The sequence below is a fragment of the Ramlibacter sp. genome, assembly GCF_050250995.1.
Lineage (GTDB): Bacteria > Pseudomonadota > Gammaproteobacteria > Burkholderiales > Burkholderiaceae_C > Ramlibacter.
The window spans coordinates 286,501-301,388 of sequence record NZ_JBFWNP010000003.1 but is presented as its reverse complement, the minus strand read 5'-3'; the positions used below and the strand labels follow the sequence as shown (position 1 = coordinate 301,388).

General features: G+C 69.0%; 14 protein-coding genes. 12 read left to right on the top strand and 2 right to left on the bottom strand.

What is annotated here, in order from left to right; translation table 11 throughout:
* Window positions 1–46 precede the first annotated feature (46 nt).
* Complete coding sequence (locus AB7E83_RS05120) at window positions 47–814, top strand: TetR/AcrR family transcriptional regulator (protein WP_428566009.1); 768 nt, start codon at window positions 47–49, stop codon at window positions 812–814.
* Between the two features lie 28 nt (window positions 815–842).
* Here the strand turns inward: AB7E83_RS05120 and AB7E83_RS05115 are convergent, their stop codons facing one another.
* A complete protein-coding gene (locus tag AB7E83_RS05115) occupies window positions 843–2,015 on the bottom strand; it encodes a CaiB/BaiF CoA transferase family protein (protein ID WP_428566006.1) in 1,173 nt (390 codons plus the stop codon).
* A 106-nt stretch (window positions 2,016–2,121) separates the two neighbouring features.
* Between AB7E83_RS05115 and AB7E83_RS05110 the strand changes: the two genes are divergently transcribed.
* The gene (locus AB7E83_RS05110; protein WP_428566003.1) at window positions 2,122–3,684 is read left to right on the top strand and encodes an acyl-CoA synthetase; all 1,563 of its coding nucleotides are present in this window, start codon (window positions 2,122–2,124) and stop codon (window positions 3,682–3,684) included.
* Window positions 3,685–4,171: 487 nt separating this feature from the next.
* Here AB7E83_RS05110 and AB7E83_RS05105 read toward each other — a convergent pair whose 3' ends face one another.
* Window positions 4,172–5,125, bottom strand: a complete 954-nt coding sequence (locus tag AB7E83_RS05105; protein ID WP_428566001.1) for a LysR family transcriptional regulator — start codon at window positions 5,123–5,125, stop codon at window positions 4,172–4,174.
* A gap of 170 nt (window positions 5,126–5,295) precedes the next feature.
* Here AB7E83_RS05105 and AB7E83_RS05100 point away from each other — a divergent pair, with 170 nt between their 5' ends.
* Genes AB7E83_RS05100 through AB7E83_RS05055 form a run of 10 tightly spaced genes read left to right on the top strand, consistent with a single transcriptional unit; the run spans window position 5,296 to window position 14,824 of the window.
* Window positions 5,296–6,585: a flavin-containing monooxygenase gene (locus tag AB7E83_RS05100; RefSeq protein ID WP_428565998.1), complete on the top strand. Its 1,290-nt coding sequence runs from the start codon at window positions 5,296–5,298 to the stop codon at window positions 6,583–6,585.
* A gap of 14 nt (window positions 6,586–6,599) precedes the next feature.
* Window positions 6,600–7,034 carry a RidA family protein gene (locus AB7E83_RS05095; RefSeq protein WP_428565995.1) on the top strand — a complete coding sequence of 145 codons (435 nt, stop codon included), beginning with the start codon at window positions 6,600–6,602 and terminating at the stop codon, window positions 7,032–7,034.
* Window positions 7,031–7,708: a DUF1028 domain-containing protein gene (locus AB7E83_RS05090; protein ID WP_428565992.1), complete on the top strand. Its 678-nt coding sequence runs from the start codon at window positions 7,031–7,033 to the stop codon at window positions 7,706–7,708. Before AB7E83_RS05095 ends, AB7E83_RS05090 begins: the two co-directional genes overlap by 4 nt.
* Window positions 7,701–8,882 carry an acetylornithine deacetylase gene (argE, locus tag AB7E83_RS05085; protein WP_428565990.1) on the top strand — a complete coding sequence of 394 codons (1,182 nt, stop codon included), beginning with the start codon at window positions 7,701–7,703 and terminating at the stop codon, window positions 8,880–8,882. Before AB7E83_RS05090 ends, argE begins: the two co-directional genes overlap by 8 nt.
* Window positions 8,883–8,905: 23 nt before the next feature.
* Entirely contained in the window at window positions 8,906–9,880 is a 975-nt protein-coding gene (locus AB7E83_RS05080) for a Bug family tripartite tricarboxylate transporter substrate binding protein (RefSeq protein ID WP_428565987.1), read from the top strand.
* 2 nt (window positions 9,881–9,882) lie between these two features.
* Window positions 9,883–11,307: a 3-isopropylmalate dehydratase large subunit gene (locus tag AB7E83_RS05075; protein WP_428565984.1), complete on the top strand. Its 1,425-nt coding sequence runs from the start codon at window positions 9,883–9,885 to the stop codon at window positions 11,305–11,307.
* Complete coding sequence (gene leuD / locus AB7E83_RS05070) at window positions 11,294–11,911, top strand: 3-isopropylmalate dehydratase small subunit (RefSeq protein WP_428565981.1); 618 nt, start codon at window positions 11,294–11,296, stop codon at window positions 11,909–11,911. The genes AB7E83_RS05075 and leuD overlap by 14 nt, the downstream gene beginning before the upstream one ends.
* A 17-nt stretch (window positions 11,912–11,928) precedes the next feature.
* Window positions 11,929–13,275: an MmgE/PrpD family protein gene (locus AB7E83_RS05065; RefSeq protein ID WP_428565978.1), complete on the top strand. Its 1,347-nt coding sequence runs from the start codon at window positions 11,929–11,931 to the stop codon at window positions 13,273–13,275.
* A gap of 29 nt (window positions 13,276–13,304) precedes the next feature.
* A complete protein-coding gene (locus AB7E83_RS05060) occupies window positions 13,305–14,099 on the top strand; it encodes a lyase family protein (RefSeq protein WP_428565976.1) in 795 nt (264 codons plus the stop codon).
* The gene (locus tag AB7E83_RS05055; RefSeq protein ID WP_428565973.1) at window positions 14,048–14,824 is read left to right on the top strand and encodes a hypothetical protein; all 777 of its coding nucleotides are present in this window, start codon (window positions 14,048–14,050) and stop codon (window positions 14,822–14,824) included. Before AB7E83_RS05060 ends, AB7E83_RS05055 begins: the two co-directional genes overlap by 52 nt.
* The last annotated feature ends 64 nt before the right edge of the window (window positions 14,825–14,888 follow it).

The window sequence follows — 14,888 nt, the reverse complement described above, 5'->3', positions numbered from 1 at the left end:
TCCTCCAAAGGCGCGGGGATGCGCAGGCGCTATGATTCCGCTCGACATGGCGACGAAATCCACGACGACGGCGAAAACGGCAGTGAAGGCGGCGGCGAAGTCGGCCGTGAAGTCTGTTGCGAAGGCGGCGATGAAGCCTCCGGCGAAGCCGCCGGCCCGCTCGCGCGCGGCGGCCCCCAGGCGTGCATCCGCGGCCGGCCCCGCCCCGGCGGCGCTCCCTGCGGCCAATGCGAACCGCCGGGAGGACATCCTCGTGGCCGCCGCGCAGCTCTTCAGCGAGAAAGGCTTCGAAGGCGCGACCATGCGCGACATCGCGTCCGCGGTGAACATGCTGTCGGGCTCGCTCTTCTATCACTTCAGCTCGAAGGAAGAACTCTTCTTCGCGGTGTACGAAGCAGGCATCACTCAGATGACGCGTGCGGTGCAGTCGGCGCTCGAGAAGGAGACCGACCCGTGGAAGCGCCTGGAGGCCGCGGCCGTGGCGCATCTGCAGACGCTGCTCAAGAGCCCTTTCTCCGCTGCCATCGCGCCCGGCCTGTCGCTCGTGGCGGCCCGTCTGCGCCCGAGCCTCATCGCGTCGCGCAACGAATACGACGACCTGTTCAAGTCGCTCCTCGAGGCGCTGCCGCTGCCCTCGGGCGTGAACCGCCGCCTCATGCGGCTGCAGATCCTCGGCGCGCTCAACTGGACGCCTTACTGGTACCAGGAAGATCGCACGCACAGCCCCGCGCAGATCGCGCGGCATCTGGTGGCGATGCTTCGCCAGCAGATCGGGCCGTCGCTGCTCGACGAGCGCAAGCGAACGCGATCCTGACACCCTCTCCGAAGGGGGAAGGGAGCCGCTAAGCTGCAGGCGCCTGGTACACCTTCCCGCTCGCGACCAGCTCGTCCGCCTGCTTCTGCCAGAAGCCGCTCGCCGCCAGCACCTGCTGCGTGTGCTCGCCGGGATACGGCGGCGGCAGTCCGAGCGACCCCGGCGTCCGGCTGAACCGTGGCGCGGGCGCGGCCTGCTCCACGCCGCCCGCGCGCACGACCGTGCCGCGGTCCGACACGTGCGGACCGTCGGCGGTCTCCGCGATCGACAGGACGGGCGTGACGCAGGCATCGAGCCCGCCGAAGATCGACTCCCATTCGAGGCGCGTCCGCGTGCGGAACACCGAGGCGAAGCGCTCGCGCAGTCCGTCCCAGTTCCTGCGGTCGTTCACGTCGGGCAGTGCTTCGTCCTCCATCCCGAGCCCTTCGAGAAACGATTCGTAGAACTTCGGCTCGAGCGCGCCCACCGCCATGTACTTGCCGTCGCTCGTCTCGTAGGCCGCGTAGTGCGGGGCCGCGCCGTCGAGGCGGTTGGCGCCGCGCTGGTCCTTCCAGAACCCGTTCTGGGTGAGGCCGTAGAACAGGGTCGTGAGCGACGCCGCGCCGTCGACCATCGCGGCGTCGACCACCTGGCCCTTGCCGGATGCTCGAGCCTCCAGCACCGCGCACACGATGCCGAACGCCAGCAGCATCCCGCCGCCGCCGAAGTCGCCGATGAGGTTGAGCGGCGGCACCGGCGGCGCGTCCTTCGCGCCCAGCGCGTGCAGCGTCCCGGCGAGCCCGATGAAGTTGATGTCGTGGCCCGCACGCATCGCCCACGGACCGTCCTGGCCCCAGCCCGTCATGCGGGCATAGACGAGCTTCGGGTTGGCCGACAGCAATTCCTTCGGGCCGAGTCCCAGCCGCTCCATCACGCCGGGGCGGAACGCCTCGACGAACACGTCGGCGTCCTTCACCAGCGAGCGCACGATGGCCGCGCCTTCCTCGGACTTCATGTCGAGCGCGATGGAGCGCCGCCCGCGGTTGAGCACGTCGCCGCGCGGGTCGCGCGCGTGCTTCTCGCCGGCGGGCAGCCGGTCCACGCGCACGACGTCCGCGCCCATGTCGGCGAGCATCATCACGCCGAAAGGCGCGGCCGCGATGCCCGCGACCTCCACGACCTTCACGCCCGCCAGCGGGCCCCGTCTCTTCGTCTCCGGCATTGCCTGTCCTCCTTCGCGCAGCGAATCCAGACCCGCATCGTACTCACCAAGCAAGCGATTGGTAAGTGGCTTGACGATGGCAGGCGCGGCGCATAGACTGGCGCGCATGAACGCACCGACGGCGCAGCGCGGCTCGCGCGAGGAGACCGGCATTCGCAGCGGCGACACGCTGGTCTCCAGGGAAGAACTGGCGCAGCGCGCGGCGCGCGTGGCCTCCGGCTTCGCCGCGATGGGCGTGAAGGCCGGCGACACCGTCGCGCTGCTGCTGCGCAACGAGCTGAGCTTTCTCGTGGGCCTGATGGCCGCCGCGCGGCTGGGCGCGTACAGCGTGCCGGTGAACTGGCACCTGAAGAGCGACGAGGTCGCGTACCTCATGCAGGACTGCGAGGCGAAGGTGCTCGTCGCGCATGCCGACCTGCTCGCGCCGGTGCGCGACGCGATTCCGGCCGACGTGAAGATCCTCGTGGCGACGCCGCCTCCCGAAGTGCGCGCAGCCTATGGCATCGCGCAGGACACCTGGCCCTTGCCCCCCGGCACGATCGACTGGGATTCGTGGCGCGCGCAACAGCCCGAGTGGACGGCGCCGCGCGTGCGCTTCCCCGACAGCATGGTCTACACCTCGGGCACGACCGGCAAGCCCAAGGGCGTGCGGCGCGGCACGCCCGATGCCGAGCAGGCCGCGGGCATGGACGTCCTGCGCCGGCTGCTGTTCGGGCTCACGCCCGATTCGCGTTCGCTCGTCACCGGGCCGATGTACCACTCCGCGCCCAACAACTTCTGCGTGCAGGCCGCGACGTACAGCGAACTCACGGTCATCATGCCGCGCTTCGATGCCGAGGAAATGCTTCAGCTCGTCGAGCGGCATCGCATCACCACGATGTTCATGGTGCCGACGATGTTCGTGCGCCTGCTCGCGCTGCCGAAGGAGGTGCGGGAGCGCTACGACTTGTCCTCGCTGCGTTTCATCGTGCATTCCGCCGCGCCGTGCTCGCCCGAGGTCAAGAAGGCGATGATCGCCTGGTGGGGGCCGATCCTCTACGAGTTCTACGGCGCCTCGGAGACGGGCCCGATCTCCTTCACCGACAGCAAGGACTGGCTCGCCCATCCCGGCACCGTCGGCCGCATCGTCGACGGCGCGACCGTGGCGGTGCTCGACGACGAGGGCCGGGAACTGCCGCTCGGCCAACCCGGCGAGCTCTACGTGAAGCAGGTCTACACCGCCGATTTCCTGTACCACAAGCTGCCGGAAAAACGTGCCGAGGTCGAACGCAACGGACTCGTCTCGTGCGGCGACGTCGGCTACCTCGACGCGGAGAATTTCCTCTACCTGTGCGACCGCAAGCGCGACATGGTGATCGCGGGCGGCGTGAACATCTACCCGGCCGAGATCGAGGCGACGCTCATCACCTGCCCCGGCGTGAAGGACTGCGCCGTGTTCGGTATTCCCGACCCCGACCTCGGCGAGTCGCTGATGGCGGTGATCGAGCGCGCGGAGGGCGCGACGCTCGAAGCGAAGGACGTCATCGCCTTCCTCAAGGCCCGCATCGCGGGTTTCAAGGTGCCGCGCCAGGTGACGTTTGCCGACAGCCTGCCGCGCGAGGACTCGGGCAAGATCTTCAAGCGCAAGCTGCGCGAGCCGTACTGGGCCGACGCGGGCCGCGCGATCTAGAGGCGATTAGCGTTCTTGTTCGAGTGCCCCGCGCCGACACGCGCGACCCGGGGTGCCCGGTCGGCCGGCGACCGGGGTGGGTCGTTCTCCGGGGACCTCGCGGAGAGACTCCCGAGCGAACCACCGGAAGAAACGTCAACACCGCCTCTTCGGCTGTGAGGACCGGGCAACCGCGAATGCCCCTGCGCCCGACCCACCCCGATCACCAGCCTCGATGCCGATCGCGACGCTCCACGTACGGGCAGGCCCGCGTGGGCTGTCCTCGGTGCATGTTCCCGCGTATGCGGAGGTTGGTGGTCGGGGGTGGGTCAGGCGCAGGGGCATTCGCGGTTGCCCGGACCTGCGCCTGAAGAAGCGGTGTTGACGTTACTCAAGGTCGCGCACCTGGGTGCTTGACCGCGAGGTCCCCGGAGAATGACCCACCCCCGGCCGCCGACCGACCGGCCACAAGACGTCGAACGCGAAACAGCCTGCGACAACCACAAATTCAGGTCTTGTCGGGATGCGACCCCGGCGCCGTCATCCCCGGGATGTACTCGTTGGAGATGAACGAGCGGCAGCGGTGCATGAAGGCCTCGACCACGTGCCGCGGCTTCTCCTGCTTCAGCCACGCCAGGCCCAGCTGCATGGGCCGGTGCTTGCCCTTCAGTTGCACGTTGACGATGCGCTTGCCGTCCAGCGAGTGCGCCGCGCGCGGCCGCACGTTCGCGAGCGAATAACCGACGCCGTTCGCGACCAGCGAGCGCACCACGTCGGGGCTGCCCGAGCGCGCGCCCACGAGCGGGGCGACGCCGGCCTCGCGGAACATCGAGAGAAAGTACTCGCGGCTGAGCGGCAGGTCGAGCAGCACCATCGGCCGTGCCGCGAGCTCCTTGATCGTCGTCGTGGCCTGCTGCGCGAGCGGATCGCTTTCGCTCACGATCGCGAAAGGCGGCAGCGAGGCGAGCGGCTCGAACGAGATGTCGGGTTCGGCCGTGTTGAGGTCGTAGGTGATCGCGACGTCGATCTGCGCGTGGCGCAGCCGCTCGACGAGGCCCTCGTGGTGGTCCTCGACCTGCGTCACGTCGACGCCGGGGTGGGCCCGGGCGAAGCCCTGGCACAGCTCGGGCGCGACCATCGCCGCGAGGGTGGTGAAGCAGCCGACGCGCAACGGACCGCGCACCGAATTCTGAGAGCTCTTCGCGATGTCGTAGAGGCTGGCGGCGTGGTCGAGGAGGGAGCGGATTTCCTTCAGCACGTCCACGCCCACCGGCGTGAGCGACAGGCCCTGGCCGTGGTGCCGCACGAACAGCGCCGCCGAGAGCTCCGACTCCACCTGCGTGATGGCCGCGGAGATCGACGAGGCCGAGACGTGGATGCGCTCGGCCGCCTCCGCGATGCTGCCGAACTCCCCGGCGGCCACGCAGTACTCCAGCTGGCGGAAAGTGAGGCGGGTCAGCATGCTTTTCAGTTTAGCGGACGCCTCCCGCCCGGCGCCGGTCCGGGGGCCGGGCGGCTGATTCGCCTTTTCCGATGCACCGGCTCGGCAAAGCCGACGCACTCGATGCGCGTTCTTGGCTGTAATCGGCGCGTGAGTCGGCCAATCGGGCCGCATCGACAGGAATCGAAGACATGAACGCAGACAAGACCGTGACGGACACCCTCGTCATCGGCGCCGGGCAGGCGGGCATCGCGATGAGCGAGCATCTCAGCAGGCTGGGCGTGCCGCACATCGTGCTTGAGCGCGACCGCATCGCGGAGAAGTGGCGCACGGGGCGGTGGGACTCGCTGGTGGCCAACGGCCCGGCATGGCACGACCGCTTCCCCGGCATGGCGTTCGACGACATCGGGCCGGACGAGTTCGCGACCAAGGACCGCGTGGCCGACTACTTCGAGGCGTACGCGAGGAAGTTCGAGGCGCCGGTGCGCACCGGCGTCGATGTGAAGCAGGTCCAGCGCAACACGCGCCGCCCGGGCTTCGCCATCGAGACCTCCGCCGGCCCGTTCGAGGCGCGCCGCGTCGTCGTCGCGACGGGCGCTTTCCAGCAGCCGGTGATTCCCCCGGTGGCGCCCAAGGACGACGGGCTTTTCCAGATCCATTCCGCCGACTATCGCAACCCGCGGCAGCTGCCCGCGGGCGCGGTGCTCGTGGTCGGCGCGGGCTCCTCGGGCGTGCAGATCGCCGACGAACTGCAGCGCGCGGGCCGCCAGGTCTATCTCTCGGTCGGCCCGCACGACCGGCCGCCGCGAGGGTATCGCGGCCTCGACTATTGCTGGTGGCTCGGCGTGCTCGGCGAATGGGACCAGGAGATCGCCCGACCGGGCCGCGAGCACGTGACCATCGCGGTCAGCGGCGCGCGCGGCGGCCAGACCATCAACTTCCGCGAGCTCGCGCACCAGGGCATCACGCTCGTGGGCATGGCGAAGTCCTTCGAGGGCGGCGTCGCGGCCTTCGAGCCGGACCTGGCGACGAACCTCGATCGCGGCGACGCGAATTACCTCGCGGTGCTCGACGCGGCCGATGCCTATGCCGAGCGCAACGGGCTCGACCTGCCGCTCGAACCCGAGGCGCGCAGGGCGTTCCCCGAGCCCGACTGCGTGAAGAACCCGATCCTGCGGCTCGACCTGCGCGAGGCCGGCGTCACCTCGATCATCTGGGCGACGGGCTATTCCAACGACTACAGCTGGCTGAAGGTCGACACCTTCGACGCCAAGGGCAAGCCGATCCACCAGCGTGGCGTGGGCAAGGAGCCGGGCATCTATTTCCTCGGCCTGCCGTGGCTGTCGCGGCGCGGTTCGTCCTTCATCTGGGGCGTGTGGCACGACGCGCGCCACGTCGCCGACCACATCCTGATCCAGCGTCGCTACCTCGCGTATCACGACGCGGCGATGTCGAAGTCCGTCGAAGCGGCGCACGCCTGAGGAGGAACGAAGCCATGCCCACGCACACGCGCATCCGCATGTTCAACACCAAGGACACCTACCCCAACCAGTCCTTGAACAACGATCTTTGCCAGGCGGTCCGCGCCGGCAACACCGTCTACGTACGCGGCCAGGTCGGCACCGATTTCGACGGCAATCTCGTCGGTCTCGGCGACCCCGCGGCGCAGGCGGAGCAGGCCATGAAGAACCTGAAGGTGTTGCTGGAGGAGGCCGGCAGCGACCTCTCGCACATCGTGAAGACGACCACGTACATCATCGACCCCCGCTACCGCGAGCCGGTGTACCAGGTGGTCGGCAAGTGGCTGAAGGGCGTGTTCCCCATCTCCACCGGGCTCGTGGTGAGCGCGCTCGGCCAGCCGCAGTGGCTGATGGAGATCGACGTGATCGCCGTCATTCCCGACGGCTGGACCCCGGAGGCGAAATCATGACTTTTTCCATCGTCGGCCGCTGCGCCGAAACGGGACAGCTCGGCGTGGCCATCAGCTCGTCGAGCATCGCGGTGGCCGCGCGCTGCCCCTGGGTGCGCGCCGGCGTGGGCGCGGTGGCGACGCAGAACGTGACGCTGCCGGCCCTGGGCCTGCGCGTGCTCGATTCGCTCGGGTCCGGCTCCGCCGATGCGGAGGAATCGCTTCACCGGGCGATTCACAGCGACGACTGGAACGACTATCGGCAGGTGACGGTGGTCGATGCGCGCGGGGGCACGGCATTCTTCACCGGCAAGCAGGCGCTCGGGATTCACCACGCGGTGGCCGGCAAGGGGTGCGTGGCGGCGGGCAATCTCCTGTCGTCCCTGCAGGTCATCGAAGCGATGACGCGCGCGTTCGAGGACACGACGGGCCATCTCGCCGACCGGCTGATGGCCGCGATGCGCGCGGCCATGACGGCGGGCGGCGAGGCCGGCCCGGTGCGCTCCGCGGGCCTCAAGATCGCGGGCGAGGTCGAGTGGCCCATCGTCGACCTGCGCGTCGACTGGACGGAAGGCGACCCCATCGCCGAACTCGATGCGCTGTGGAAGGCGTACCGACCGCAGATGCAGGACTACCTCACGCGCGCGCTGAATCCCACCGCCGCGCCGAGCTACGGGGTGCCGGGCGATGAGTGAAGGCAAGGGGACGGCGACGGCGACGCGCAGCGTGCTCGAGAAGCTGATCGCCTTTCCGACGGTCAGCCGCAACTCGAACCTCGAACTGATCGTATTCATCCGCGACCTGCTGCACGCATCGGGCGTCGACAGCGAGCTGTTCTACAACCCCGAGCGCACCAAGGCGAGCCTGTTCGCGACGATCGGGCCGCGAGTGGACGGCGGCATCGCCCTGTCCGGTCACACGGACGTCGTCCCCGTCGACGGCCAGGCGTGGACCGTGGACCCGTTCCAGCTGACGGAGAAGGACGGCCGCCTCTACGGACGCGGCACGGCGGACATGAAGGGCTACATCGCGTCGGTGCTCGCCGCGGTGCCCGCGCTGCTCGCGCAGCCGCTGAAGCAGCCGGTCCACCTCGCGTTCTCGTACGACGAGGAGATCGGCTGCGTCGGCGTGCGGCCGATGCTGGCCGAGCTCGCGAAACGGCCGCATCGCCCGAGCGTGTGCGTGATCGGCGAGCCCACGGCCATGAAGCCGGTGCTGGGCCACAAGGGCAAGCTCGCGATGCGTTGCGTGGTGAAGGGCGCCGCCTGCCATTCCGCTTACTCGCCCTCCGGCGTGAACGCGATCGAGTACGCGGCGAAGCTGATCTCGCGCCTCGGCGAGATCGGCGGCGAGCTCGCGCAGCCGTCGAATCGCGATGCGCGCTTCGACCCGCCGTTTTCCACAGTGCAGACCGGCGTCATCAAGGGCGGCCGGGCGCTCAACATCGTGCCGGCCGAATGCGAGTTCGACTTCGAGGTGCGCGCGATCCCGGGCTTCGATGCCGAGCAGGTGCCCAAGCGGCTGCGGGATTTTGCAGAAACGGAGCTCGTGCCGAAGATGCGCGCGGTGCAGCCCGACACCGGCATCGAACTCGCGCCGCTGAATTCCTACCCGGGCCTCGCGACGCCGCACGAGAGCGACGCCGCGCGCCTGCTCGCCGTGCTCTCCGGGTCGAACGAGTTCGGCACCGTCGCCTTCGGCTCCGAAGGCGGATTGTTCCAGCGCGCGGGCATCCCGTCCGTGATCTGCGGCCCCGGCAGCATGGACCAGGGCCACAAGCCCGACGAATACGTGTCGCTCGCGCAGCTTGCGCAGTGCGACGCCATGCTCGCCCGCCTCGTCGATCACGTGCGCGGCACGGCCCCTTGAATTTTCCCCATCAGGAGTACCCCATGAACATCGTCCGCTCTTCCTGGCTCAAGCTCGCGCTCGCGGCCGTCGTCTTTGCCTCCGGCGCCGCGCACGCGCAGTATCCCGAGCGCCCCATCCGCATCCTCAACGGCTTCGCGGCCGGCGGCGCGTTCGACCTGGTGGCGCGGATCATCGCGCAGAAGATCACCGAGAAAGACCCGCGCTGGAACTTCATCGTGGAGAACAAGCCCGGCGCCGACGGCCGCATCGCCACCGGCGAATGCGCGAAGGCGGCGCCCGACGGCTACACGATCTGCATCGGTGCGTCGTCGTCGAACGCGATCCACGCGGGCGTGTTCCGCCAGTTGCCCTACGACCTGGTGAACGACTTCCTGCCGCTCTTCTTCGTGGGCGGTTCGGCCAACGTGATCGTCGCGCAGGCGAACGCGCCTTTCAACACGGTGGCCGAGCTGGTGAAGTACGCCAAGGCCAACCCGAAGTCGATTTCCTACGCCTCGTCCGGCAACGGCACGTCGGCGCACATCGGGGGCGAGCTGTTCAACCAGATGGCCGACGTCGGCTTCCTGCACGTGCCCTACAAGGGTGGCGCGCCCGCGGTGACGGCGGCCATCGGCGGGCAGACGACCATCCTGGTCTCGACGATGAGCAACGTCGAGGCGCACATCAACCAGGGCAAGCTGAAGGCGCTGGCCGTCACCTCGCTGCAGCGCGACCCGGTGCTGCCGAACGTGCCCACGGTGGCGGAGACGATTCCCGGCTACTCCATCGGCAACTGGTATGCCTTCTTCGCGCCCGCCAAGCTGCCGCCGGCCATCGCGAACGAACTTTATTCGCGCATGAAGGCCGCGGCCGAACTGCCGGAGGTGAAGTCCTTCCTCGAGAAGCGCGGGATCATGACCACGATCATGACGCAGGCCGAATTCCGCAACTTCCACAAGGCGGAGATCGACAAATACAAGGCCGTCGCGAACAAGGCGAACATCGACCTGCAGTGACCGTGGCGCGCACCTGCTTCGACAAGGCCTGGGACGCGCACGTCATCGCGAGCGCCGACGGCGAGGACGTGCTGCAGATCGACCGGCTGCTGATCCACGAGAGCATGGGCGCGGGCGTGCTGCGCGACCTGGTCGCGCAGGGCCGCACGGTGGCGGCGCCGGCGCAGGTGTTCAGCTTCGTCGACCATGCGGTGGACACGCATCCGCGGGCGTCGCCCGGTTCGCCGCGCAAGGGCTGGTACGAAGTGGGGACGCAGCTGATCGCGGAGTCGGCGGCGACCGCGCGCGAATTCGGGCTGCACTACATCGGCGCGGAGGATGCGCGCCAGGGCATCGTGCATGTGGCCGCGCCCGAACTCGGGATCGCACTGCCGGGGCTCACGATCGTGTGTCCCGACAGCCATACCTGCACGCTCGGCGGGCTCGGCGCGCTGGCGTGGGGCATCGGCGCCAGCGAGTGCCTGCATGCGGTGGCGACGCAGACGCTGGTGATGCCGCGGCCGCGGACGATGCGGGTGGTGCTCGATGGCGCACTGCGCCCCGGCGTCACGGCGAAGGATGTCGTTCTCTTTCTCGCGGGCGCGTTGGGCGCGGACGGATGCACCGGCTTCGCCGTGGAGTTCGCGGGCTCCGTCGTTCGCGGCTTCGACGTCGAAGCGCGCATGACCTTGTGCAACATGGCCATCGAGATGGCGGCGCGGTATGGATTCGTGGCGGCGGACGAGAAGACGTTCGCGTATCTGCACGGCCGCGAGTACGCCCCCGAGGGCACGTCGTGGGACGAGGCGGAGGCCGCCTGGCGTTCTCTCGCGACGGATGACGATGCGGTGTTCGACCGCGAGGTGACGTTCGACTGCTCCGCCGTGACGCCGCAGGTCACGTGGGGAATCAGTCCGCAGCATGTGATGCCGCTTTCGGGCGAGGTGCCGGCATGCGAAGGCATCGCCGACGACGCCCAGCGCGAGTGGGCGTCGCGTGCCTTGTCCTATCAGCAGATCACTGCGGGAACGTCGGCATCGAGCATTGCGGTAGACGCTGCGTACATCGGCAGCTGCACCAATGCGCGCATCTCGGACCTGCGCGAAGCGGCGCGCGTGCTCGCGGGCCGCAAGGTCGCGAGCGGCGTCGCGGCGATTTGCGTGCCCGGCAGTTCCTCGGTGAAGCGGCAGGCGGAAGCGGAGGGGCTCGACCGCATCTTCATCGACGCGGGATTCGAATGGCACGACGCGGGCTGCGGCTTCTGCGCGAACGGCCGCAACCGGTTCAAGGGCGAGCGCATCGTGAGCACGACCAACCGCAACTTCGAGAACCGGCAGGGCAAGGGTACGCGCACGCATCTCGCGAGCCCCGCGACCGTGGCGGCCTCCGCCGTCGCGGGTCATCTGTGCGACGCGGCCTCGTTGATGGAACGCCATGGAAAAGTTTGAGCGCGTTCGCGGCATCGCCGCGCCGCTGTTGCAGGCGAACGTGGACACGGACCAGATCCTGCCTTCGCGCTTCATGCCGCGCGTGCTGATTCCGGGCGGGCTGAGGGAAGGGCTCTTCGCCGAGTGGCGCCTGATGCCCGATGGCAGCCCGCGTGCCGACTTCGTGCTGAACCTGCCGGCGTATGCCGATGCGCCCATCCTGCTGACCGGCCCGAACTTCGGCTCCGGGTCGTCGCGCGAGCAGGCGGCGAAGGCGCTGCGGCAGTGGGGCATCCGCGCGGTGATCGCGCCGAGCTTCGGCGAGATCTTCTACGGCAACTGCTTTCGCAACGGGATCGCGCCGGTGGTGTTGCCGCAGGCGGTGGTGGAGTCCTTGGCGGGAACGACGGTCGAGGTCGATTTGCAGGAGAACGTGGTGGTCTCATCGACGGGCGAACGGCACGGTTTCACGAGCCCGCCTCGCCTGCGCCGCATGCTGCTGGCAGGGCAGGACGAGATCGATCTGACGCTGGCACTGCGCGAGCGGATCGACGCCTACCGCATGCGCGACCGGCAGACGCGGCCGTGGGCCTACGGGAACGACGGGCGAAGGGAGGGGCGTTGATCGTGGAATCGAATTCCTTGAGCGAACAGCTGGCCAACTACTGGAGCACCGCCCGCTACGAAGACCTGCCGCCGGAAATCGTCGAACTCTGCAAGCGCTCCCTGCTCGACACGCTCGTCGTCGGCTACCGCGGCGGCCTGTGCCCCGAGCCGCGAATGGTTGCGGACGCGGGGGGACGCTTCATGAAGGACACATCGGGCCCGTCCACCGTGTGGGGCACGTCGCAGCAGACCGTCCCCGCCCTCGCAGCCCGCATCAACGGCACGGCAAGCCACGCCCTCGAACTCGACGACTTCGGCGGCTGCGGCCACTCCGGCGCCTGCGTCGTCCCCGCGGTGGCCGCGCTCGCGGACGCGACGAATGCCGACGGCCGCACCGTGATCCGCGCGGTGGCCGCAGGCTACGACGTCGCGGCCCGTGTGCTCGAGGGCGCCGGTGGCTACCGTCCGCACAACGAACGCGGCTGGCACTCCACCGGCACCTGCGGAACCTTCGGCGCAGCAGCCGCCGCCGCCGTCATGCTGGAGCTGGATGCCGAGCGGACGACCTGGGCGCTCGGCATCGCCGGCTCCTACGCGAGCGGCACCTGGGCTTTCCTGAGCGACGGCGCCGCGACGAAACGCTTCCACCCCGGCATGTCGGCCTCGCACGGTGTCGAGGCCGCGTGCCTGGCCGATTCCGGCATGAGCGGGCCGCGCGACATCCTGGAAGATGGCAACGGCGGATTCTTCAAGCTCTTCTCCGGCCCCGAAGCCACGCCGCAGGCGACCGTGCAACGCCTGGGCAGCGACTTCCGCATCGCCGGTACCGGCGTGAAGATCTACGCGGCCTGCCGCGGCGTCCACAGTCCGGTCGAAGCATTGATGGAGTTGCTGCGCGACAGGGAAGTGCGCACCGAGGACATCGCGCGCATCGTCGTCCACGGCGCGGCGCGCACCGTGCGCCAGTTCTCCAACCGCCGCATCGCCAACATGCTCGACGCGCAGTTCAGCCTGCCGTACTCGATGGCCGTCGCCGCGCTCTACCGCGAAGCGACGCTGGCGCAGTTCAACCCGCCGCAGCACGGCGACGACGTGCGCGCCCTGATGGACCGCGTGGAAGTGCGCGGCGACACCGACATGGGGCCGTACGACGAACCCGAGGTCGAAGTCGTGCTCGCCAGCGGCGAGTCGATCCGGCGCCACGTTCCCATCGCGCGCGGCAGCTACCTGCGCCCCGTGACGCCGCAGGAACTGCAAAGAAAGCACGACACGGTCGCGGGCCGGGCGATGGGCGACAGGCTCGACAGGCTGCGCGACGCGATCGGGCGACTCGACACGCTCGAAAGCTTCGAGGAAATCTCCCGCCTGCTGCGCGCCGAATAACGAACAACGAATAAAGAAGGACGACAGGAATGCTGAAACAGGACTCCACCCAATACCGCGGCTACCGCAACGCCGGCATCCGCCTAAGCGAGGACATGCTGCCCCACCTCGGCAAGTTGTACTCCGGCCGCACGCAGATCATGCTGCCCTCGGTGCATGCGTTCGACGAGGCGCACACCGTCATGCTGGTGGAGCAGGGCGAGCTGTCGCGCGAGATGGGCGCGGCCATCCTCAAGGGCCTGCGCGACATGGCCGAGGGCGAAGGCGTCGTGGAGGCGCGGCTTCGCGTGGGCGGTGGCATGCACTCCGGCGAGCACTACCTCATTCGCTTGCTCGGCGAGGACGTCGGCGGCCGCTTCCACGTCGCACGCAGCTCCGGCGACCTCGGCTCCGTGGCGATCAACACGCTGCAGCGCGAGAAGCTGCTCGCGACCATGGGCGCGATGAACCGGCTGCGCCGCACGCTCATCCAGCTCGCGCGGCAGCACACCGACACCATCCTGCCCGGCTACAGCTTCGGACAGCACGCGCAGCCGATGACGCTCGCGCACTTCTACCTGTCGTGGGTCGCGACGCTGGAGCGCGACTTCGACCGGCACCACGGCGCGTACAAGCGCGTGAACACGAGCCCGGCGGGCGCGGCCATCATGGTCGGCTCGGACTTCAGGGTGGATCGACAGCGCACGGCCGAACTGCTCGGCTTCGATGCCGTCCACGAGAACTGCGCGGCGCGATCCTCGAGCTCAACGCCGACGACAACATCGACACCGCGATGGTGCTCGCGACGCTCTACCACTCCATGGCGAAGTGGGCGGACGACCTGATCCAGTGGAGCACGAGCGAGTTCGACTTCTTCGACGTGCCGGACCGCTACTGCGGCACCTCGTCGATCATGATGCAGAAGAAGAACGTGATCGGCCCCGCCGAGGTGAAGGGCGCGTCGGCCGAGGCGCTGGGCTGCGTCGTCACGTCCTACCACGCGCTCAAGGGCACCACGGGCTCGCCGATCACCGAGCGCTACTACGCGCTCGACATGCTCTGGCGCGTGGCCGACAACAGCGTGCGGCACCTCGACTGGTTCGCCGAACTGCTGCCCGAGCTGATCGTCAACAAGGAACACATGCGCGAGCAGGCATGGCGGCACTGGGCGACCACGACCGACGTCGCGAGCGCGCTCATCCGCAAGCACGACTGGTCGTGGCGCACGGCGCACCAGGTGGTCGGCATCCTCGTCCGCCTCGCAGAGTCGCGCGGCATCGCGCCCGCGCAGGTGACGCCCGCGCTGCTCGACGAAGCGTCGATGGCGTATCACGAGATTCCGGCGAACCTCACGCAGGCCGAGATTGCAACGGCGCTCGATCCCGGCAACTTCATCGCGAACCGCACCCTGCAGGGTGGCCCCGCGCCGAAGGAGTCGCTGCGGCAGGCCGACCTGTTCGAGGGGCTGCTGGCGCGCGACGAGGCGGTGGTCGCCGGCATCGAGGGACGGCTCGCCAAGGCGGCAAAGGACCTGCGCGCCGCCGCCGACGCGATCATCGAAGGCAAATGACGGCTCGTCGCTGAATCGGTTTTCCCGAAGCAGCGCATCGGCAAATCACATTTGCCCGGCGTTC

Bases quoted from the DNA above. Each gene is read 5' to 3' on its own strand.
- AB7E83_RS05120 (WP_428566009.1), top strand. From the start codon at position 47: ATGGCGACGAAATCCACGACGACGGCGAAAACGGCAGTGAAGGCGGCG.
- AB7E83_RS05115 (WP_428566006.1), bottom strand. From the start codon at position 2,015: ATGCCGGAGACGAAGAGACGGGGCCCGCTGGCGGGCGTGAAGGTCGTG.
- AB7E83_RS05110 (WP_428566003.1), top strand. From the start codon at position 2,122: ATGAACGCACCGACGGCGCAGCGCGGCTCGCGCGAGGAGACCGGCATT.
- AB7E83_RS05105 (WP_428566001.1), bottom strand. From the start codon at position 5,125: ATGCTGACCCGCCTCACTTTCCGCCAGCTGGAGTACTGCGTGGCCGCC.
- AB7E83_RS05100 (WP_428565998.1), top strand. From the start codon at position 5,296: ATGAACGCAGACAAGACCGTGACGGACACCCTCGTCATCGGCGCCGGG.
- AB7E83_RS05095 (WP_428565995.1), top strand. From the start codon at position 6,600: ATGCCCACGCACACGCGCATCCGCATGTTCAACACCAAGGACACCTAC.
- AB7E83_RS05090 (WP_428565992.1), top strand. From the start codon at position 7,031: ATGACTTTTTCCATCGTCGGCCGCTGCGCCGAAACGGGACAGCTCGGC.
- argE (WP_428565990.1), top strand. From the start codon at position 7,701: ATGAGTGAAGGCAAGGGGACGGCGACGGCGACGCGCAGCGTGCTCGAG.
- AB7E83_RS05080 (WP_428565987.1), top strand. From the start codon at position 8,906: ATGAACATCGTCCGCTCTTCCTGGCTCAAGCTCGCGCTCGCGGCCGTC.
- leuD (WP_428565981.1), top strand. From the start codon at position 11,294: ATGGAAAAGTTTGAGCGCGTTCGCGGCATCGCCGCGCCGCTGTTGCAG.
- AB7E83_RS05060 (WP_428565976.1), top strand. From the start codon at position 13,305: ATGCTGAAACAGGACTCCACCCAATACCGCGGCTACCGCAACGCCGGC.
- AB7E83_RS05055 (WP_428565973.1), top strand. From the start codon at position 14,048: ATGGTGCTCGCGACGCTCTACCACTCCATGGCGAAGTGGGCGGACGAC.